Genomic DNA, 20,539 nt, shown 5'->3' with positions numbered 1-20,539 from the left:
AAACGCTCGGCTGGGACACCCCAGCCGAGCGTTTCACCAAACTGCTCAACACCACCAACTAACCAGCAGTGTTGCAACGACCACTGGAATCCACCGCGTTGTGAAGGTGCCCTTCCTTTGTCCGTCACAGGTTGCGCAGGAGGCGGGGGATGACCTTGCCGGTGGCGGTGCGGGGGAGTTCGGGGACGAAGTGGACGTCGCGGGGGACGCTGAAGCGGGCCAGGTAGTGGCGGACGTACTCGCGGACCTCGTCACGGTCGAGGTGCTGGCCGGGGTGCAGGACCAGGTAGGCGGCCAGGCGCTGGCCGTACTCGGGGTCGGGGACGCCGATCACGGCCGCCTCGCGGACCTGCGGGAGCTCGGTGAGCAGCTCCTCGACCGGGCGCGGGAAGACGTTCTCGCCGCCGGAGACGACCATGTCGTCGGCGCGGCCGTCGACGTACAGCAGGCCGTCGGCGTCGAGGTGGCCCAGGTCGCCGGTGCCGAGCATGCCGTCGGGGCGGTCGCCGGACGGCGGCGGGATGCCGGGGCCGCGGGTGTATCCCTCGAACAGCATCTCGTTGCCGACGTGGATCTCGCCGATCCGGCCGCGGGGCACGGGCAGGCCGGTCGGGTCGAGGATCGCGATCCGGGTGCCGTGCGGCGGGCGGCCCGCGGTGCCGGGGTCGCGGCGCAGGTCGGCGGGGGTGGCGATGGACGCCCAGGATGCCTCGGTGGAGCCGTACAGGTTGTAGAGGCAGTCGCCCCAGGTGTCCATGAACCGGGTGGCCAGGCCCCCGGGCAGGGCTGATCCGCTGACCGCGACGATGCGCGGCGGCTTGGTGGGCACCGCCCCGGCCTCGACCAGCCGTTGCAGCATGACCGGCACCGCGAACAGGGCGGTGCATCCGTGCACGTCGACGGCGTGCGCGGTGGCGACCGGGTCGAACCGGCGCTGCAGCACCACGGTGGCGCGCATGGCCAGGGAGAGCTGCAGGGCGGCGTACCCCCAGGTGTGGAACAGGGGTGCGGAGATCAGGATGCGCTCGCCGACCTTCAGCGGAATGCGGTCGATGATCGAGACCAGCGGTCCGAAGCCGGGCGGGGTGGGCCGGCGGGCACCCTTGGGCGCGCCGGTGGTGCCGGAGGTGAGCACGATGGTGCGGCCGGCCCGGCTGACGTCGGACCAGCGGCCCTGCGGCGGGGTCTCGGCGAGCAGCGCGTCGACCCGCGACTCGTCGAGCCGCTCGCACGGCGCGGCCGCGGCGACCGGCGCGAACTCGCGGTCGTGGATGAGCAGGCGCAGCTGCTGCTGCTCGGCCACCGCGGTGAGCTGCGGTGCCGACAGCGCGGTGTTGACCAGGACGGCGTCCGCGCCGAGCAGCGAGCAGGCGACCATGGCCTCGATCAGGCCGGCGTGATTGCGGCACATCAGCCCGACGCGTACGCCGGGAGCCACGCCCCGGGTGCCGCCGAGCGCGACGGCCAGGCGCTGGGACCGGTGCAGGAGCTGGCGGTACGTGATCGCCCCGCGGTGCTCGTCGATGATCGCGGGGCGGTGCGGGTCGCGGGCCTCGGCGGCGCGCAGTTCGCCGGCGAGCGTGAAGCCCCACCGGCGCAGGGTGTTGAGCTGGTCGGCGACGCGGGTCGGGCTGCCGGGGCTGAGCAGCCCGCGGCGGGCCAGGGTACGGACAATGAAGAGCAGGTCCACGACGGTGAGGCCTCTCGTTCGATCGTCAGGGTTACCCGGATATTACTGAGCGGTAACTAAAAAGTGAAGACGGCGGCCCGCCGAAACGGACCGCCGTCTATGTGTGAGAAGCGTCAGCGCAGTGAGGCCCCGGTGATGGCGCGGGCGATCACCAGGCGCTGGATCTCGCTCGTGCCCTCGAAGATCGTGTAGATCTTGGCGTCCCGGTACCACCGCTCCACCGGGTGCTCGCGCAGGTAGCCCGCCCCGCCCAGGATCTGCAGCGCCTTCTCGGTCACCGACACCGCGACCTCGCCGGCCTTCAGCTTGGACATGGAGCCCTCGCCCGCCGTGAACGGCCGGTTGTTGCGGCCCATCCAGGCTGCCCGGTACACCAGCAGCCGCGCGGCGTCGATCTCCATGCGCATGTCGGCCAGCGCGAACGCGACCGCCTGGTTCTCCACGATCGGCTTGCCGAACTGCACCCGCGTCTTGGCGTACTCCAGCGCGTACTCGTACGCCGCCCGGGCGATGCCCAGCGCCTGCGCGCCGACCGCGGGCCGGGACAGCTCGAACGTGCGCATCGAGGCCTGCCCCGAGGAGCGCTGCCCCGCGCGGGCCCGCGCGAGCCGTTCGTCGAGCCGGTCCTTGCCGCCGAGCACGCAGTTGCCGGGGACCCGGACCTCATCGAGGAAGACGTCGGCCGTGTGCGAGGCGCGGATGCCGAGCTTGCGCAGCTTGCGGGCGGTGTGCAGGCCCTTGCTGCCCGGCGGCACGATGAAGCCGGCCTGCCCGCGCGAGCCGAGTTCCGGGTCCACGACGGCGGTGACCACGTGCACGTTGGCGATCCCGCCGTTGGTGGCGTACGCCTTCTGCCCGGTCAGCACCCACTCGTCGGTGGCCTGGTCGTACACCGCGCGGGTGCGCATCGCGCCCACGTCGGAGCCGGCCTCGGGCTCGGTTGAGCAGAACGCGGCGACCTTCGGGTCCTCCTTGGTGCCGAAGCACTGCGGCACCCACTCGGCCATCTGCTCGGGGGTGCCGGAGCCGAAGATCCCGGCGACCGCCAGCGACGTGCCCATGATGGCCAGCCCGATACCGGCGTCGCCCCAGAACAGCTCCTCGCTGGCGATGCACATGGACAGGCCGCTCGGGTCCGCCCAGAGGTTCGCGAGGAACTCGAAGTCGTACAGGCCGATCTTGGCGGCTTCCGCGATGACGGGCCAGGGAGTCTCCTCCCGCTCGTCCCACTCCGCGGCGGCCGGGCGCACGACCTGCTCGGCGAAGCCGTGCACCCAGTCCCGCAGATCCCGCTGCTCCTCGTTCAGATCAAGCGAGAACTCCACGTCTTATGCCCCCGTCCGGGGCGTATCCCGCCTGAGGGGGGCGGTCATGCTCAGGCCTTCGGGATGTTGAAGAGGTTGGCGATGTTGGCGGCCAGGGCCAGGTCGCCCTTGGCCTTCAGCTTGCCGCTCATGAACATCATGACGGGGTTGCCGTTGCCGGAGACGAGCTTGAGGAAGTCGGCCGGGCCGACCGTCACGGCGAGCTTCGGCTCGTGCGACGGCGTCTCCGAAAGTGCGCAGGCGCCATTGGCGATGACCAGCTCGTAGGTGTCCGAGCCGCCGCCGGGCGCACCCGTGATGATCCAGTGGATGACCGCCTCGGTGTTGCCCGCACGCTCGGGGCGGAACAGGCCGGGCATCCGGCGGAAGATCTCGTCCAGCACCTTGGTCCGCAGGTCGCCGCCGAGCACCTCGTTCAGCTGGGCGTCGGAGGCGTTCTTGACCAGCGAGGCGAACTGCGCCGGGTCGAGCGAGCTGAAGTCGGACAGGTTGAACTCGGCCATGATGTCCTCCATAACCATTGAAACTTACTCGTGCGTAACCTTACGACGGAGTAGGTAGGCTGGCAAGGTGCAGAACAGCTCACTTCCCTCAGGCGACGACGCGCCGACCGCGGCCCGTCCCGCGGACACGCCCCGCGGCCGGGTGCCGCGCGCGGAGCGTGAGCAGCAGATGCTCGACGCCGCCGTGCTGGTGTTCTCCCGCCGGGGCTTCCACCACGCCAACATGGACGAGATCGCCGAGCTGTCCGGCGTGTCCAAACCGATGGTGTACGCGTACCTGGGCACCAAGGAGGAACTGTTCATCGCCTGCCTGCGCCGCGAGTCGGCGCGCCTGGTCGCGGGCCTGGCCGCCGCGGCCGATCCCACCCTCCCTCCGGACCAGCAACTGTGGCGAGGGCTCAAAGGTTTCTTCGAGTTCGTCGGCGCGCACCGCGACGGCTGGTCGGTGCTCTACCGGCAGGCCCGCACCCAGCAGCCGTTCTCGGTGGAGGTGGCCGCGATGCGGGAGTCCGTGGTCGAGGTGATCACCGACCGGCTCGACGGCGCGCTGCGCCTGGAGGGGCGGCAGGTCAAACCCGACGACCTGACTGCGATGGCCCTGACGCTGGTCGGCGCGAGCGAGTCGCTCGCCGACTGGCTCGCCGACCACCCCGACGAAGACCCGGGGCGTACGGCGACGCGCCTCATGAACGCGGTCTGGCTCGGCGCTGACCAGCTCATGCGCGGGGTGTCCTGGCGGCCCCCTGCCTGACCTCGCACACGAGAAGGGCGCTCACCGCGGTGAGCGCCCTTCGTCTTCGGGGAGCCGGTCCGGCGGTGCCGCACGGGGGGACGGCACCGCCAGGACCGGCTCCGGTCCACACCAGCCCGGCGGGCTGGGAGAAACGGTCAGCTCGCCGCCGGGCTCGGCGCGGTGGTGGGACGAAGCACGGCACAGGCCTGCATCGCCGCCGCCACCTTCGGATCGGCGGTCGCGAGCTGCTGCCCGGGTGTGAACTCCACACCCCGTTCAGCGAGGCAGTTGCGGTACGCCGCGTTGGCCCCGTTGTCGCCCCGGTTGCCGCCGAAGCCTCCACCGGGTCCGCCGCTGGGGCGTATCGCTGCGCAAGCCTGCTGTGCCTGCTGCCACTTCTCGGCGTCCACGCCGTCCGGTGCCCGCATACCCCCGCCGGGGCCGCCGAAACCTCCCGGCTGCCCACTCGGCCGCGCCGTAGGCCGGCCACTGGGGAAGCCCGACGGCCGGACGGTCGGCATGCCGGACGGTCTGCCCTGGCCCTGGCCCTGGCCGAAGCCCTCCGGCAGGGTGACCCCCTGCTCCTTCAGGCACGCGGCGTACGCGGCGAACCCGCTCGTCTCGGTGCCGGACGCGGGCCGGCCGGCGGGGTCGTCGGCGGAACCGCAGGCCGCGGCGAGGCCGAGTACGGCGATCGCGACGGCGGCGGTGAGGGCCGCGCGGGTCTGTCTCATCGGCGTCTTCACGGGCGCGAGCCTGCGCGCCGCGGCTCGGGGCTTGCTCGACCGAACCTCAGAATGGGCTGGGAGTGACGGCTTTGAGGTGGCTCCGAGGTTAGCTGAAGCGATCACCGAGCGGCGGCCGCGAGACTCCCGGCCATGACGTTCGTGGTGCGCGCAAGACGGCGGCGATGGGTGGCCGCGGGCGCGGCGGTGCTCATCTCCGCCGCGGTCGTGACGGTGGTCGCGGTGCAGGGCGGTGACCCGGCCCCGGCGGCCGCGGCGACGGTCGCCGTGCAGCGGGGCGAAGTCACCTCATCGGTCGCGGCATCGGGCAAGGTGTCCCCGGTCGCCAGCCGTGAGCTGGCCTTCTCCATCGCCGGCACGCTCACCTCGGTCCTGGTCAAGCCCGGTGACGAGGTGGCGGTCGGGCAGGACCTCGCGACGATCGACGACGCCGACGCGCGCGAGGCCCGCGACGACGCGGTCAACGCGCTGTCCGAGGCCGAGCAGGCGCTGACCGACGCCGAGGCCGCCACCGACAGCGAGGACAGCTCGACCGGCTGCACCTCGGCGCGCGGCGCGGCGTACGGCGCTCGGGCCGACGGTTCGGTCAGCGCCGTGACGGCCGTGCTCCTCACCCACCGGACCACGGCGAGCGCGTCGACCACGGTCAGTGCCACGGCCTCACCGTCCCCTTCGCCGTCGAGCAGCCCGTCGCCGTCACCGTCGGCGTCCGCCTCCCCCAGGCCGACCGCCGCTCCGTCCCGCACACCCGCACCGAGCACCGGTTCCGGCACCTGCTCGTCCGGCGGCTCGTCGAACGGCGGGTCCTCGAACGGCGCCGGCGGGGCGAACGGCGGGCGCGGCAGCGGCGGGGACGCGATCTACTCCGCGCAGGTCGCGGTGAACAAGGCCGAGGCAGACCTGGCCAAGGCCGAGCGCAATCTGGCCGGTACGACCATCACGGCGCCCGTGGCCGCGAAGGTGCTCAGCGTCGGCGGCAAGGCGGGCGACAAGGTGAGCACAGGGACCTTCATCACGCTCGGCGTCGTCGCCACGATGATGGTCGAGGCAGAGTTCGCCGAGGCCGACGCGGTGAGCCTGGCCGTCGGCCAGCCCGCCACGGTGACCCTGGCCAACCGCCCGGACGAGACCCTGCCCGCCACCATCGCCCAGGTCGCCGCCACCGGCACCGCCTCCGGCACCCTGGTCCGCTACCACGTGCTGCTCGCCTTCGACGGAGCACCGGAAGGCCTGCTCATCGGTCAGAGCGCCACCGCCGGCGTCGTCCTGGATCGAGCCGAAGGCCTCCTCCTGCCCCAATCCGCCGTCCGGGTCACGGGCGACGGGACCGGCGAGGTGAAGCTTCCCGACGGCACCACCCGCACCGTGGGCATCGGCCTGCGCGGTGACGGCGACGTGGAGATCCTCTCCGGCCTCACCGAGAACGAGACCGTACGCCTCAACGCCCGCTCCTGACCCCACCGCCCTAAGCGATCTTGGTGACATTCACGGGGCTCCGACGGTGTTCTCAGGATTCTCCGAGGTAGGACGGATACAACGAGCTCACAGGCAGTGACGAGGTAGCAGGGAGTTGACGGTGACGCAGCAGCAGGAGCGGGCACGGACCAGGGTGCTGGTCGTCGACGACGAGGCCAACATCTGCGCGCTGCTGTCGGCCACGCTGCGCCTGGTCGAGTTCGACGTGCGGGTCGCGCACACCGGCCGGGACGCGCTCATCGCGGCCGAGGAGTTCCAACCCGACCTGGTCGTGCTCGACGTGATGCTGCCCGACCTGGACGGCTTCGAGGTCGCCCGGCAGCTGCGCGCCGATGGCCGCGGGCAGGACAACGCCCTGGTGCCGGTGCTGTTCCTGACCGCCCGGCACTCCGTGGAGGACCGGATCTCCGGGCTGACCGTCGGCGCGGACGACTACGTCACCAAGCCGTTCAGCCTGGAGGAGGTCGTGCTGCGCATCCGGGCCATCCTGCGGCGCAGCCGCCCCGGCGGCGAGCAGGCCGACAGCGGTGTGCTGCGCTACGCCGACCTGGAGCTGCACGAGGACGCGCACGAGGTGCGCCGCGGCGGCAAGCTCGTCGACCTGTCCCCGACCGAGTTCAACCTGCTGCGCTACCTGCTCGTCAACGCGGGCCGGGTGGTGTCCAAGGCGCAGATCCTGGACCGGGTGTGGAGCTACGACTTCGGCGGCGACGGCCGCATCGTCGAGTCGTACGTCTACTACCTGCGCAAGAAGGTCGACAAGTGGGATCCGCCGCTGATCCACACCGTGCGTGGTGTCGGGTACGCGCTGCGGCTGCCCCGAGGTGGCCAGGAATGATCCGCCCACCGTGGCGGCGATGGACCCTGCGCACCCGGATGGTGGTCGCGGTGGTCGCGCTCGCCGGGGTGGCCCTGCTCGTCACCGACTTCGTCGCCGCCACGACGCTGCGCCACTACCTGGCCCAGCAGCTCGACGAGGACCTGCACCGACTGCCGATCGCGTGGGGCCAGGGGCGGGGAAATCCTTCCGGCTGGGGTTCGACGCCCAGCCAGCAGCCCGGCCGTCCCGCCGCCACGCCCACGCCGCAGCCGAGCCCGTCGAACAGCGCGAGCCCGTCCGGGCAGACGCCCACCTCGGCCGAGGTCGTCTGCGAGACACCCGAGACGGGCGCCAACCGCGGGGTGCCACCGGTCGGCGACGACGCCGCGGGCCTGCTGTACAGCGCCGACGGCCGGTTGCAGCGCTGTGCCACCAACGGGATCGCGCTGGCCGACCTTCCCGTGCTGACGCTCGCACAGTTGCAGGACAACGCCGGGCCGGCCATCGGCCGGGAGCCGGGCAAGCCGTTCCCGGCCGAGAACACGAAGGCGCCGTTCACCGTCGAGAACACGTCGGGCCAGAAGTTCCGGGTCGTGGTGAACCGTACGTTCGACGGGGAGTTCCGGGTCGGTGCCATCTCGCTCGACCGGGTCGCCGCCACCGCGAACCTGATGCTGCTCATCGGGCTGGGCGTCGGCGCGCTGGTGCTGCTGGTGCTGGGCTTCGCGGCGTACACCGTGGTCCGGATCGGGCTGCGGCCGCTGACCAACATGGAGCACGCCGCGGCGCAGATCGCCGGCGGCGACCTGACGGCCCGCGTGCCCGACCCCGACCCGCACACCGAACCCGGCCGCCTCGGCCTGGCGCTGAACACCATGTTGTCGCGTATCGAGGCGGCGGTGACCGCGCGGGCCGCCTCCGAGCAGCGGCTGCGCCAGTTCCTTGCGGACGCCTCACACGAACTGCGTACCCCGCTCACCTCGATCCGCGGCTTCGCTGAGCTGTACCGCCGCGGTGGCTCGCCGCCCGGCCCGGAGCTGGACGAGACGATGTCCCGCATCGAGCAGGAGGCCGCGCGGATGGGCCTGCTGGTCGAGGACTTGCTGCTGCTGGCCGCGCTGGACGAGGAGCGCCCGCTGCAGCAGTCCCGCGTCGACCTGCTGGCGGTCGCGGCCGACACGGTCCGGGACGCGCACGTGCGCACCCCCGGCCGCAACGTGGAACTGGCCGGGTTCGAGCCGGTCAGCGTGCAGGGCGACGAGCATCGGCTGCGCCAGGTCGTGACGAACCTGGTGGCGAACGCGCTCCAGCACACCCCGCCTGACGCCCGGGTCACCCTGCGGGTGAACCATCGCGGTGGTGAGCCCGCCGACGAGGTGTTCGAGCTGCCGATGGCCCGCGACAGCGGCCCCGTGGTCGCAGCGGTGGGCGCCGAGCTGGACCCGGACCTGCCGGTCGCCGTGATCGAGGTCGAGGACTCCGGGCCCGGAGTGCCGCCCGAGCACGCCGCCCGCATCTTCGAGCGCCTCTACCGCGCCGATCCGCACCGGGCCCGCAGCCACGGCGGCGCGGGCCTGGGCCTGGCCATCGCCTCGGCGATCGTGAAGGCCCACGGCGGCCGCATCGAACTGGCCACGTCGCCGGGAGTCGGCTCGACGTTCCGCGTCCTGCTGCCACTGGACACCTGACGGCATCGCACCCAGGGTGCCCTGCCGCCGGGTCGGCGCAGCTGCGGGCGCGGGCGGTGTTCGGGGCCTGCCCTGCGGACACATGTGCTACGGCGCGCTTACATCTTTTTTGATGTGCCCACATCAAAAAAGATGTAAGCCGACCACGAGGTACCCACTCGCGCGGCGGGCCGAGGTGCCGACGCGACGTGAGACGTGGCTCGCCGCAGCTCGCAGCTCCAAGCTCATTCCGAGGTTGGCCGGAGGTCGCGTCGAGGGCGGCTCGCGACGATGCGTGCCATGCGATTGCGGCGAGCCATCCCGCTCGGGCGGACGACCCTGCTCAACAGTGCCCTCGGGCTGCTGCTGGTCGGTGGCGGCACCTGGGCGTACTTCATGATCAGCGGAGACGCGGCGCCGGCGGAGGCGAACACGACGCGCACGGTGGCGGTGGCCCAGGGCACGGTGACCGCGACGGTCACCGCCGACGGGTCGATCGAGTCGGCGAACCTCATGTCGGCCGACTTCGCCACCGGCGGCACCGTGACCGCCATCAAGGTGAAGGTGGGCGACCGGGTCGCCAAGGGCGCGGTGCTGGCGACGGTCGACGCGACCGAGGTCAAGGAGAGCCGGCAGACCGCGGCGCGCAACCTCGACGCGGCCCGTGACGCGCTGGACCGGGCCGAGGACGGCGGCGACGACAGCAGCATCGCCAACGCCGAGAACCAGGTGGACCAGGCGGAGTCGGCGCTGGCCGCGGCGCAGCGCGCGGTCGACGGCACGGTGCTCAAGGCCCCGATGGCCGGCACCGTGGTGGCGATCAGCGGCGCGGTCGGCGGCTCCTCGGGCGGTTCGTCCGGCGGCGGCAACGGCTCGTCGTCCTCGTCGTCGAGCGGATCCGGGTTCATGCAGCTAGCCGACCTGACGAAGCTGCAGGTCACGGCCGGGGTAGCCGAGGCGGACGCGACCCGGCTCAAGGTCGGGCAGTCGGCCAAGGTCACCTGGAACGCGCTGACCGGGGCCACCGCGACCGGCAAGGTCTCGGCGATCTCGCCGACCGCGTCCAGCGGGAACACGGTGACGTACCCGATCGAGGTGCTGCTGGACAGCATCCCGGAGGGCACCCGGCTGGGGCAGACGGTGAGCCTGTCGGTGACCGTGGACGAGGTGGCCGACGCGGTCTACGTGCCCGCCGCGGCGGTGCGCACGGCCGGCGGCCGGACCACGGTGACCGTGGTCAAGGACGGCGTTCAGGAGACCCGGGCCGTCGAGATCGGGCTCAAGGGCGACGCGTACACCGTGATCGTGTCCGGGGTGAGCGTCGGTGAGCAGGTCGTGCTGGCCACCGTGACCAGCGGCACCGGCAACCAGCAGCAGTTCCCCGGCGGCGGGCCGGGCGGCTTCACCGGCGGCGGCTTCGGCGGCAACACCGGCAACCGTCCCGGTGGCGGCGGTGGTGGGCGATGACGGCCCCCGGCCGCGGGCAACGGCCTGTGCTGGAGGTCGTCGACCTGGTCAAGACGTACGGCGAGGGCGAGACGGCGGTGCACGCCCTCGCGGGGGTCTCGCTGACCGTCGCGCCCGGCGACTACGTCGCCATCATGGGCTCCTCGGGCTCAGGCAAGTCCACGCTGATGAACATCCTCGGCTGCCTGGACGTGCCCACCTCGGGCACGTACCGGCTGGACGGGGTGGACGTCAGCGAGTTGAACGAGTCGCAGCTGGCGCTGGTGCGCAACCGCCGGATCGGCTTCGTGTTCCAGTCGTTCAACCTGATCGCCCGGACCAGCGCGCTGGCCAACGTGGAGCTGCCGCTCGCGTACGCCGGGATCAAACCGGCGGTGCGGCGCGAACGCGCGCTCGCCGCGCTGGACATGGTGGGCCTGGCCAACCGGGCCGACCATGACCCCAACCAGCTCTCCGGCGGCCAGCAGCAGCGCGTCGCGGTGGCCCGCGCACTGGTCAGCCAACCGGCACTGCTGCTGGCCGACGAGCCGACCGGCAACCTGGACAGCCGTTCCACCAAGGACGTGCTGAGCATCCTGGACGGGCTGAACGCGCAGGGCCGCACCATCGTGCTGATCACGCACGAGGACGAGGTCGCCGCCCACGCCCACCGCACCATCCGCCTCGTCGACGGCCTGGTCGTCTCCGACGTCCGCCGCCGCGACATCGCGCCCGTGGGGGTCCCCGCATGAGTGTCTTCGAGATCTTCGGGTTCGCGTTGCGCGGGGTGGCCGCCAACAAGCTGCGTTCGGGACTGACCGTGCTGGGCATCCTGATCGGTGTCGCGGCGGTGATCCTGCTGGTCGCGGTCGGCAACGGCTCGGCCAAGCAGGTCGAGGACAGCCTCGCCGCGCTCGGCACGAACACGCTGACCGTGCAGGGTGGGCGGGGCGGCGGGAACACCGGTTACCGCACCGACCTGACCCTCGACATCGTCAAGGCGCTGCAGGACAAGGAGTCCGCGCCCGACGTCAAGAGCGTCTCGCCGGTGGTGAGCAGCGCGCAGACGCTGACCTTCGGCGACGCGTCGTACGACGTCAACTCGGTGATCGGCACGTACCCGTCGTACTTCTCCGCGTCCAACAGCCTGGTCGCGACCGGCTCGGGGTTCACCGAGGAGGACGTGGACCAGGCCGCGCGGGTCGTGGTGCTCGGGCCGACCACCGCCGAGGAGCTGTTCGGCACCGTGGACCCGGTCGGGCAGCGGATCGGCATCGCCGGGCAGATCTACTCGGTGGTCGGCGTGCTGGCGAAGAAGGGCTCGACCGGCTTCAACGACCCCGACGACGTGGCGATCGCGCCGCTGCCCGCGGTGCAGCGCTCGCTCACCGGGTACGGGCCCGTCTCGTCGATCACCGTCGAGGCGGTGAACGCGGACGCCGTGGCCGCGGCGAAGGCCGAGATCACCGCGATCCTCAACGCGAAGATGCACGTCGCGGACGGCGCGAGCAGCACGCCGTACCAGATCAGGGATGCCTCTCAGTTGCTGGAGACCCGCACCGCGACCGCGGAGACGTTCACCGTGCTGCTGGGCGCGGTCGCCGGGATCTCGCTGGTCGTGGGCGGCATCGGCATCACCAACATCATGATGGTCTCGGTGACCGAGCGGACCCGGGAGATCGGCATCCGCAAAGCGCTGGGCGCGCCGCGCCGGGTCATCCTCACCCAGTTCCTGATCGAGGCGACGCTGCTCAGCCTCGCCGGCGGCGGGTTAGGGGTCGCGGCGGCGCTGATCGGCGCGAACTTCGAGATCGTCGGCATCAAACCGGTGGTCATGCCCGACTCGGTCGTCCTGGCGCTGGGCGTCTGCGTGGCGATCGGCCTGTTCTTCGGCAGCTACCCGGCCAGCCGGGCGGCCGGCCTGCGCCCCATCGACGCCCTGCGGTACGAGTAAGGAGCCCTGAACCTCATGAAGCACGCGATCCGTACGCAGGAGCCGGACGTCACCGTGGAAGCGCCGATGGACGACCTGGTGGCGGGCCTGGCGAAGGCCAAACGCGGCCCGTGGCTGACCCGCAGCACGGGCACCCTGCTCGCACTGGTGCTGACCTGCGGCGGTTTCCTCGCCGGCATCCAGGTCCAGCAGAACTTCGGCACGCCCGCCGCCAGCAGCGCGGCTCCCGGCGGAGCCACCGGCAACCGGCCGGGCGGTCTCCGCGGCGGCAACGGCGCCTTCCCCGGCGGCCAGCAGGGCGGTCAGCAACCCGCCGCCGCGCCGATCACCGGAAAGATCAAGCTGGTCGACGGCACCACCGTCTACCTGGAGACCTCCGACGGCCGCCTGCTCACCGTCAAGACCGCAGACACCACCACGGTCCAGACCACCGAGAAGTCCACCCTCAAGGACCTCACCACCGGCACCGAGATCACCGTCCAGGGCACCACCTCCGACACCACCGTCACCGCCACCACCATCACGGCCGCGGGTTCATGACCTTTCGACTTGCCTGGCAGGTGTGCGTATCTTGAGCACCCATTCGCCCACTTGCCAGGCAACTCGAGCGATCTAGTGGGTCAGAGGGTGGTGGTGAGGGTGAGGCCGCCGCCGGGGCGGGGGGTGGCGGTGACGGTGCCGCGGTGGGCCTGGGCGATGGCGCGCACGATGGACAGGCCCAGGCCGAGGCCGCGGGACGGGCCGCCGACCCGCTCCCGGCCGAGGCGGCGGAACGGCTGGAAGATCGACTCCAGCTCGTACGCCGGCACGACCGGCCCGCTGTTAACCACCATCAGCCTGGCCCGCCCGTCCACGGTGGTCGTCTCCACCCGCAGCCAGCCGTCGGGCACGTTGTGCCGGACGGCGTTCTCGACCAGGTTCTGCACCAGCCGCTCCAGCAGCACCGGGTCCCCGGTGACCGGAGCCGGGTCGAGCAGGCTGGTCACCACGGGCCCGCCCGCGGGCAGCGCCTCCAGCACATACTCGGCGACGTCGGCCAGGTCGACCGAGGTCTGCTCGGCCACCTCGTGCTCGCTGTCGGCGAGCATCAGCAGCCCGTCGATGAGCCGCTCGTGGCGCTCGTTGACCTTCAGCAGGGCGTCGCCGAGCTGCCGCGCGTCGGCGCTCGCCTCGGGGCGGGTGATGGCCAGCTCCACCAGCGCCCGGTTCAGCGCCAGCGGCGTACGCAGCTCGTGCGACGCGTTCGCGACGAAGCGCCGCTGCCCGTCGAAGGAGTGGTCGAGCCGGCTCAGCATCGCGTCGAACGTGTCGGCGAGCTGCTTGACCTCGTCCTTCGGCCCCTTCAGCGCGATCCGCTCGTGCAGCCCGCGGCCCCCGGCGCTCGCCGCGATGCGGCCCGCGGTCGCCGTGATGCGGTGCAGCGGCTGCAGGGCCCGCCCGGCGAGCACCCAGGCGACACCGGTCGCGGCGGTCAGCACCAGGGCGAGCGCGATGCCGCCCTGGGTGAGCAGCGTGGTGAGGGTCGCGTTGTTGGACTCCTCGGTCTTGGCCTGCAGCAGCTCGCGCAGCGCCTTGAAGTCGCCACCGGTCTTCAGCAGGTCGGTGACGATCAGCTTGGTGTCGAACGGGTTGGCGTTCATCTGCCACCGCACCAGGAAGTACGTGATGGCCAGCAGGGCCAGCCCGGCGACGGTGAACAGCACGACATAGAGCAGGGTCAGCCGGGCGCGGATGGTCAGCCTGTTCACGGTATGCGGTACCCCACTCCGGCGACGGTCTCGATCGGCTGCGGCTCGCCGAGTTTGCGCCGCAGCTTCATCACGGTCACCCGTACCACGTTGGTGAACGGGTCGATGTGCTCGTCCCAGGCCCGTTCGAGCAGCTGCTCGGCGGAGACCACGGCACCGTCGGCGCGCAGCAGCTCGGCCAGCACCGCGAACTCCTTGCGGGCCAGGCCGAGATCGCGGCCGCCGCGTTCGGCGGTGCGCCGGGCCGGATCGAGCACGATGCCGGCCCGCTGCAGCACGGCCGGGTTCTTCACGACCGCCCGCCGCGCGAGCGCGTGCACCCGCGCCGCCAGTTCGACCATCGCGAACGGTTTGACCAGGTAATCGTCCGCGCCCAGGGCCAGCCCCGCGACGCGCTCGCGTACGGCCGCCGCCGCGGTCAGCATCAGCACCCGCGTCTGCGGCAGCCGATCGGAGATCTGGCGGCACAGCTCGTCCCCGGGCACCCCCGGCAGATCACGATCGAGGACCACCACGTCGTACGGGTTCACCGCAAGCCGTTCGTGTGCCGCGTCCCCGTCGTACGCCACGTCCACCGCGAACGCCTCCCGCCGCAGCCACTCGGCCACGGCGTCCGCCAGCACGTCCTCGTCCTCCACCACCAGCACCCGCACCCGGCAATGATGCCCGCCCCCGGGTAACCCCCGCATAACCAAGATCATGATCGCCCGACTTGCCTGGCAACCGGGCGTATCGGCGCTCAAGATTCGCCCACCTGCCCGGCAAGTCGGACGATCACCGCGGCCGGGCGTCCGGTCGCGGTTTACGTGGGGGTTATGCGAGGGCCGGTCTGATGGCGGCATGAGGATGAGAGTGATGGCCGTCGCGGCGGTGCTGGCGTGTGTGCCGGCGCTGGCGGCGTGCGGCGGGACGAAGGACGAGGGCGTGGCGACCGCGGGCGGGGTCCGCGCGTCGGCCACGGCGGCGGCGCTGGACAAGCAGGAGCAGGGACGGAAGTTCGCTGCCTGCATGCGCGAGCACGGCGTGGACATGCCCGACCCCGAGCCGGGTGACCAGATGCGGGCCGACCTCGCGAAGATCGACAAGGACAAGCTGCAGCCCGCGATGGAGGCGTGCAAGACGCTGCTGCCCAACGGTGGCGAGGCGGTGCAGTTCGACCCCGAGCAGGTGGAGAAGCTGCGGGTCTTCGCCAAGTGCATGCGCGAGAACGGGGTGCCGGAGTTCCCGGAGCCCGACGACACCGGCAAGCTGCGGCTGGACGGTGCGCTCGGCCAGTGGCGTACCAGCCCGGCCTTCACCAAGGCGCTGGAGAAGTGCCGGGCGATCGTGCCGGACTTCAAGGGCGGCGGTGGCAAGTGAAGGCTCGCTACCTGGTCGGTGGCGTCGCCGTGCTGGCGGTCGCCGCCGCGGCGGGCCTGGCCGTGGGCCTGCCCAGGTTGTCCGGTGGTGAGCAGGCGGCCGCGTCGGGCCCGGCCGGGACGGCCACGGTGACCCGGCAGACGCTGTCCGACACCGAGACGAAGAGCGGCACCCTCGGCTACGGCACCGAGCACACCGTCGGCGCGCGCAGCGCGGGCACGGTCACCTGGCTGGCCGCGGAGGGCGCGGTGATCGGTCGGGGAAAGCCCCTGTTCCGCCTCGACGACCAGCCGGTGGTGCTGCTTTACGGGCCGCTGCCCGCCTATCGGCAGCTGCGCGACGGGGCCGAGGGCGCGGACGTGAAGCAGTTGGAGCAGAACCTGAAGGCGCTCGGGTACACCGGCTTCACCGTGGACCGCGAGTACACGGCCTCGACGGCGAGCGCGGTGCGGCGGTGGCAGGAGGACCTGGGACTGCCGGAGACCGGGACGGTCGAGCCGGGACGGGTCGTGTACGCGGCCGGGCAGGTGCGGGTGGACGCGCTCGGCGCGGCCGTCGGTGACCTGGTGCAGCCCGGCACGCCGATCCTCACCCGCAGCGGGGTGGACCGCGCCGTCGTGGTGGAGCTGGAGGTCGCCGACGAGCGGCTGGCCGTGGCCGGCGCGGCCGTGGAGGTCGAACTGCCCGACGGCAGGCGGGTGCCCGGCAAGGTCAGCGCGGTGCAGACCGTCATCGCGCCGGGCGTCAACGGGGCCGATCCGACGACGAACCTGGAGGTCACCGTGGCACTGACCGCGAAGGACGCGGTGCAGGGCTTCCACCAGGCGGCCGTCGACGTCGACTTCACCGCGGAGACCCGTGCGGGTGTGCTGACCGTGCCGGTGGCGGCGCTGCTCGCGCTGGCCGAGGGCGGCTACGGCGTCGAGGTCGTCGAGGGCGGTGGGAGCCGGATCGTCGCCGTGGAGACCGGGCTGTTCGCGGCCGGGCGGGTCGAGGTCAGCGGCGACGGACTGGCCGAGGGCGCGGTCGTCGGGATGCCGTCATGACCGGCGCCAACACGGATCGGGCGGGCCGGTCCGCTGCCGTCGCGGTCGGCGTACCCCCTGGTCGGCCGAGCCGAACCACCGCGACGCCGGATGGCACCGGCGGCGCGATGATCGCCCTCAGCGACGTTGCCAAGGTCTACCCCGGCGGGGTGACCGCCTTGGCCGGGGTGAGTCTGCGGATCGAGCGCGGCGAGGCCGCCGCGATCGTCGGGCCGTCCGGCTCGGGCAAGTCGACGATGCTGCACATGATCGGGGCGCTGGACCGGCCGTCCGGCGGCCGCGTCGAGATCGACGGGTACGACCTGGCCGAGCTGTCGGACCGGCAGCTGTCCGCGCTGCGCGGCAGCCGGATCGGGTTCGTGTTCCAGCAGTTCCACCTCGCGCAGGGGACGTCCTGCGTGGACAACGTCGCCGACGGACTGCTCTATGCGGGCGTGCCGCTGCGGGAGCGCCGGGAGCGGGCGACCGCCGCGCTGGACCGGGTCGGGCTGGCGCACCGGCTGACCCATCGGCCGCACGAGCTGTCCGGCGGCGAGCGGCAGCGGGTCGCCATCGCCCGGGCCGTGGTCGGCGACCCGCCGCTGCTGCTGGCCGACGAGCCCACCGGCAACCTGGACTCGCACTCCGGCGAAGTGGTCCTGGACCTGCTGCGCGAACTCAACGCGGCGGGCACCACGCTGGTCGTGATCACCCACGACCGGGAGATCGCCGCGTCCTTTCCCCGCATGATCGCCTTGCGCGACGGCGCGCTGATCACCGAGGCCCTCACATGAGCGCCCGCGACACGACCCCCGCCCCCGCGGGCGGCTCGCCAGCCGCGACCCGGGCGGCGGCCTCACCAAGGTCGTCCGACTTGCCAGGCAACCGGGTGAAAGGACGGTCAAGATACGCACAGGTGCCAGGCAAGTCCGATGATCAAGGGCGAGGGCCGGGCCTGGCCGCCCCGCGGCTGCGGTGGGCGGATCTGGTGCGGGTGGGGGCGATCGGGCTGCGTACCCGGCCGACCCGGGCGCTGCTGTCCGCGCTGGGGATCGCCATCGGGATCGCGGCGATGGTCGCCGTCGTCGGCATCTCCGCGTCGTCGCGGGCGGAGCTGGACCGGACCCTGGACCGGCTCGGCACCAACCTGCTCACCGTCAGCCCGGGTAGCAACCTGTTCGGGCAGGACGCGAAGCTGCCGTTGGAGGCGGCCACGATGATCGAGCGGATCGGCCCGGTCACCGACGTGTCCGCGGTGGGCCGGATCGACACCAAGGTCTACCGCAGTGACCGTATCCCCCAGGCGGAGAGCGGCAGCCTGGGCGTACGCGCCACGGACCTGGACCTGCCCGCCACGGTCGGCGCGGAACTGGCCGACGGTGCCTGGCTCAACGCGGCGACGGCCCGTTACCCCGCGACGGTGCTGGGGGCGACCGCGGCCGGCCGCCTCGGCGTCACCGAGGCGGGGCCGGACCGGCAGGTGTGGCTGGGCGGCCGCTGGTTCACCGTGGTCGGCATCCTCCGGCCGGTGCCGTTGGCCGCCGAGCTGGACACCGCGGCGCTGGTCGGCTGGCCTGCGGCCGAGTCCTACCTCGCCTTCGACGGCCACGCCACCACGGTCTACACCCGATCGGCGGAGTCGCAGGTGGAGGCGGTTCGCGAGGTGCTCGCGGCGACCGCGAACCCGGAGGCCCCCAACGAGGTCAAGGTGTCCCGGCCGTCGGACGCGCTGGCCGCGCAGCAGGCCACTGACGAGGCGTTCACCGGGCTGCTGCTGGGGCTGGGCGCGGTCGCGCTGCTGGTCGGCGGCGTTGGGGTGGCCAACACGATGGTCATCTCGGTGCTGGAGCGGCGGGCCGAGATCGGGTTGCGCCGCTCGCTCGGGGCGACCCGGGGGCAGGTACGCGGCCAGTTCCTCACGGAATCGCTGCTGCTCGCGGCGCTTGGCGGAGTCGGCGGGGTGTTGCTGGGCGGGGCGGTCACCGCGGCCTATGCCCTGCTCCAGGGCTGGCCCGGGGTCGTGCCGGCCTGGGCGACCCTGGGCAGCCTGGGCGCCACCTTGCTGATCGGCGGAGTGGCCGGGCTCTACCCGGCGATCCGTGCCGCACGCCTGTCGCCGACCGAGGCGCTGGCCACGCCGTGATCGTGCGCGGTCGGCCGCGAGGCGCGGCCACCCGATGGGAGGCGACACTCCGCAGGTCGTGCCCGCCCAGCTCATCCCGCAGGCGATGTCAGGAAGGGCACCTTCTTATACGCGTAGCGATAAGAAGGTGCCCTTCCTTCGTCCTGTCCCGGGTCAGAGGCGGGCGAGGGCCTTGCGGAGCGGGTCCAGGCCGAGCGAGCCGAGGTCGAGCGCGTCGGAGTGGAACTGGCGCAGGTCGAACGCCGCGCCCTTGCGGGCCTTGGCGTCGTCGCGGGCCTGCAGCCAGATCCGCTCGCCGACCTTGTACGCCGGAGCCTGGCCCGGCCAACCCAGGTAGCGGTTGAGCTCGAAGCGCAGCGTCTCGTCGCCGATCCGGCAGTGCGCCCGCAGGAACTCCCAGCCCAGCTCGGGGGTCCACCGCTCACCGGGGTGGAAGCCGAACGGGTTGTCGCGCGGGATCTCCAGCTCCAGGTGCATGCCGATGTCGACGATGACGCGGGCGGCCCGGAACGCCTGCCCGTCGAGCATGCCGAGCTTGTCGGCGGGGTCGGCCAGGTAGCCGAGGTCGTCCATGAGGCGCTCGCTGTACAGCGCCCAGCCCTCGCCGTGGCCGGAGGACCAGCTCAGCAGCCGCTGCCAGCGGTTGAGCTTGTCCGCCTGGTACGCCGCCTGGGCGACCTGCAGGTGGTGGCCCGGAGCGCCCTCGTGGTAGACCGTGGTCACCTCACGCCAGGTGGAGAAGTCGTTGACGCCCTGCGGCACCGCCCACCACATCCGGCCGGGACGGCTGAAGTCCTCGCTCGGGCCGGTGTAGTAGATGCCGCCGTCGCTGGTCGGGGCGATGCAGCACTCGATGCGCCGGATCGCCTCGGGGATGTCGAAGTGGGTGCCGTTCAGGTCGTTGATGGCCTTCTCGGCGAGCTGCTGCATCCAGTCGCGGAACTGCTCCTTGCCCTGGATCCGGTACTTCGGGTCCGCGTCGAGCTTGGCGACCGCCTCGTCGATCGACGCGCCGGGGCCCGCGATGACCGCGGACACGGCACGCATCTCGGTCTCCAGCCGGTGCAGCTCCTCGAAGCCCCAGGCATAGGTCTCGTCCAGGTCCACCCGGGCCCCGAGGAAGTACTGCGAGGCCAGCTCGTAGCGCTCGCGCCCGGCGGCCTCCTTCTCGCGGCCCAGCGGGGCCATCTCGGTGCGCAGGAACGCCCCGAACTCGCGGGTCGCCTCGTTCGCGGCCGCCGCGCCGCGGTCCAGCTCGGCGCGCAGCGCCCCGTCGGCCTCGATGCGCCGGGCCAGGCCGAAGTAGAAGTCGTCACCGTCGGCGCTGGTCCAGATGTCGCACTGCTTGGCGACCTCCTCGATCTGGCGGCGCGCGCTGACCTTGCCGGAGCGCGCGGCGTCCAGCAGGGTCTGCCGGTACTGCGCGAGCGGGGTGGGGAAGGCGTTGAGCCGGGCGGCGATGTTCGCCACCGCCTCCTCGCTGTCGGTCGACATCAGGTCGAACGTGGCCCGCAGGTTGTGCAGCGCGCTGGAGATCACGTTCAGCTCGCTGGTCACCTCGCCCGCGTCGAACCGGGCGACGCCCAGCTCCAGCCGCTCGACCATGGCTTCCTTGGCGACGAACTCGCGCTCGTTCTCAGGCTCGATCGACCGGAGTTCGGCCAGCGTACGGCGTTCCAGGTCGGCGCCGGCGGCGAAGCCGTCCGCGGAGAGGTCATCCAGTTTGTCGTCATAGCCGCTGATACCGACATAGGTGGCGCCGGTGGGGCTCAGCGGCGCCCACTCGTCGACATAGCGATCGGCCAGGTCATCAACTCGTCCCATGCGTGGAAACCTAGCCGACCGGACCGACCGTGCGCAGGCGACTTAGTCGTGGCGCGAATCAGCCGTCCGATGTCCGGAAC

Annotated in this window: 19 protein-coding genes; 12 read left to right on the top strand and 7 right to left on the bottom strand. The window is 72.2% G+C overall.

Annotation, left to right across the window (positions count from 1 at the left end; all coding sequences use genetic code 11):
- Positions 1-124 precede the first annotated feature (124 nt).
- The 3 genes from AB0B35_RS38270 to AB0B35_RS38260 form a co-directional block, all read right to left on the bottom strand.
- Entirely contained in the window at positions 125-1,690 is a 1,566-nt protein-coding gene (locus tag AB0B35_RS38270) for an AMP-binding protein (protein ID WP_361055653.1), read from the bottom strand.
- Positions 1,691-1,803: 113 nt separating this feature from the next.
- Positions 1,804-3,015 carry an acyl-CoA dehydrogenase family protein gene (locus tag AB0B35_RS38265; protein ID WP_360523136.1) on the bottom strand — a complete coding sequence of 404 codons (1,212 nt, stop codon included), beginning with the start codon at positions 3,013-3,015 and terminating at the stop codon, positions 1,804-1,806.
- A gap of 50 nt (positions 3,016-3,065) precedes the next feature.
- Positions 3,066-3,518 (bottom strand): SCP2 sterol-binding domain-containing protein, encoded by a 453-nt coding sequence (locus AB0B35_RS38260; RefSeq protein ID WP_203694681.1) that lies wholly within the window; start codon positions 3,516-3,518, stop codon positions 3,066-3,068.
- A 169-nt stretch (positions 3,519-3,687) separates the two neighbouring features.
- Between AB0B35_RS38260 and AB0B35_RS38255 the strand changes: the two genes are divergently transcribed.
- Positions 3,688-4,269, top strand: a complete 582-nt coding sequence (locus AB0B35_RS38255) for a TetR/AcrR family transcriptional regulator (protein ID WP_361055668.1) — start codon at positions 3,688-3,690, stop codon at positions 4,267-4,269.
- 137 nt (positions 4,270-4,406) lie between these two features.
- Here the strand turns inward: AB0B35_RS38255 and AB0B35_RS38250 are convergent, their stop codons facing one another.
- The gene (locus AB0B35_RS38250; protein WP_361055650.1) at positions 4,407-4,985 is read right to left on the bottom strand and encodes a hypothetical protein; all 579 of its coding nucleotides are present in this window, start codon (positions 4,983-4,985) and stop codon (positions 4,407-4,409) included.
- Between the two features lie 144 nt (positions 4,986-5,129).
- Here AB0B35_RS38250 and AB0B35_RS38245 point away from each other — a divergent pair, with 144 nt between their 5' ends.
- The 7 genes from AB0B35_RS38245 (at position 5,130) to AB0B35_RS38215 (ending at position 12,900) form a co-directional block, all read left to right on the top strand.
- Positions 5,130-6,452 carry a biotin/lipoyl-binding protein gene (locus tag AB0B35_RS38245; protein WP_361055647.1) on the top strand — a complete coding sequence of 441 codons (1,323 nt, stop codon included), beginning with the start codon at positions 5,130-5,132 and terminating at the stop codon, positions 6,450-6,452.
- Between the two features lie 121 nt (positions 6,453-6,573).
- Complete coding sequence (locus AB0B35_RS38240) at positions 6,574-7,311, top strand: response regulator transcription factor (RefSeq protein ID WP_361055644.1); 738 nt, start codon at positions 6,574-6,576, stop codon at positions 7,309-7,311.
- The gene (locus AB0B35_RS38235; protein WP_361055641.1) at positions 7,308-8,981 is read left to right on the top strand and encodes a HAMP domain-containing sensor histidine kinase; all 1,674 of its coding nucleotides are present in this window, start codon (positions 7,308-7,310) and stop codon (positions 8,979-8,981) included. Before AB0B35_RS38240 ends, AB0B35_RS38235 begins: the two co-directional genes overlap by 4 nt.
- A gap of 279 nt (positions 8,982-9,260) precedes the next feature.
- Positions 9,261-10,427: an efflux RND transporter periplasmic adaptor subunit gene (locus AB0B35_RS38230; RefSeq protein WP_361055638.1), complete on the top strand. Its 1,167-nt coding sequence runs from the start codon at positions 9,261-9,263 to the stop codon at positions 10,425-10,427.
- Positions 10,424-11,158 (top strand): ABC transporter ATP-binding protein, encoded by a 735-nt coding sequence (locus AB0B35_RS38225; RefSeq protein ID WP_360523118.1) that lies wholly within the window; start codon positions 10,424-10,426, stop codon positions 11,156-11,158. The genes AB0B35_RS38230 and AB0B35_RS38225 overlap by 4 nt, the downstream gene beginning before the upstream one ends.
- Entirely contained in the window at positions 11,155-12,360 is a 1,206-nt protein-coding gene (locus AB0B35_RS38220; RefSeq protein ID WP_361055635.1) for an ABC transporter permease, read from the top strand. Before AB0B35_RS38225 ends, AB0B35_RS38220 begins: the two co-directional genes overlap by 4 nt.
- Before the next feature lie 15 nt (positions 12,361-12,375).
- Positions 12,376-12,900 carry a hypothetical protein gene (locus AB0B35_RS38215; RefSeq protein ID WP_361055632.1) on the top strand — a complete coding sequence of 175 codons (525 nt, stop codon included), beginning with the start codon at positions 12,376-12,378 and terminating at the stop codon, positions 12,898-12,900.
- Positions 12,901-12,980: 80 nt separating this feature from the next.
- On the opposite strand, the gene AB0B35_RS38210 is transcribed toward AB0B35_RS38215, so the two are convergent.
- Positions 12,981-14,108 (bottom strand): HAMP domain-containing sensor histidine kinase, encoded by a 1,128-nt coding sequence (locus AB0B35_RS38210; protein WP_361055629.1) that lies wholly within the window; start codon positions 14,106-14,108, stop codon positions 12,981-12,983.
- Positions 14,105-14,761 (bottom strand): response regulator transcription factor, encoded by a 657-nt coding sequence (locus AB0B35_RS38205; protein ID WP_361055626.1) that lies wholly within the window; start codon positions 14,759-14,761, stop codon positions 14,105-14,107. The genes AB0B35_RS38210 and AB0B35_RS38205 overlap by 4 nt, the downstream gene beginning before the upstream one ends.
- Before the next feature lie 187 nt (positions 14,762-14,948).
- Between AB0B35_RS38205 and AB0B35_RS38200 the strand changes: the two genes are divergently transcribed.
- The 4 genes from AB0B35_RS38200 to AB0B35_RS38185 all read left to right on the top strand — a co-directional run bounded on the left by AB0B35_RS38200 (position 14,949) and on the right by AB0B35_RS38185 (position 18,635).
- The gene (locus AB0B35_RS38200) at positions 14,949-15,467 is read left to right on the top strand and encodes a hypothetical protein (protein WP_361055623.1); all 519 of its coding nucleotides are present in this window, start codon (positions 14,949-14,951) and stop codon (positions 15,465-15,467) included.
- Complete coding sequence (locus AB0B35_RS38195; protein ID WP_361055620.1) at positions 15,464-16,513, top strand: peptidoglycan-binding domain-containing protein; 1,050 nt, start codon at positions 15,464-15,466, stop codon at positions 16,511-16,513. Before AB0B35_RS38200 ends, AB0B35_RS38195 begins: the two co-directional genes overlap by 4 nt.
- 107 nt (positions 16,514-16,620) lie before the next feature.
- A complete protein-coding gene (locus AB0B35_RS38190) occupies positions 16,621-17,286 on the top strand; it encodes an ABC transporter ATP-binding protein (protein ID WP_361055665.1) in 666 nt (221 codons plus the stop codon).
- A gap of 161 nt (positions 17,287-17,447) precedes the next feature.
- Positions 17,448-18,635, top strand: coding sequence for an ABC transporter permease (locus AB0B35_RS38185; RefSeq protein ID WP_361055662.1), 1,188 nt, complete (start codon positions 17,448-17,450; stop codon positions 18,633-18,635).
- A 153-nt stretch (positions 18,636-18,788) separates the two neighbouring features.
- On the opposite strand, the gene AB0B35_RS38180 is transcribed toward AB0B35_RS38185, so the two are convergent.
- The gene (locus AB0B35_RS38180) at positions 18,789-20,459 is read right to left on the bottom strand and encodes a DUF885 domain-containing protein (RefSeq protein WP_361055617.1); all 1,671 of its coding nucleotides are present in this window, start codon (positions 20,457-20,459) and stop codon (positions 18,789-18,791) included.
- Positions 20,460-20,539 lie beyond the last annotated feature (80 nt).

This window comes from Catellatospora sp. NPDC049133 (assembly GCF_040648455.1).
Classification (GTDB): domain Bacteria; phylum Actinomycetota; class Actinomycetes; order Mycobacteriales; family Micromonosporaceae; genus Catellatospora; species Catellatospora aurea.
This window is presented reverse-complemented; position numbering and strand designations above follow the sequence as displayed.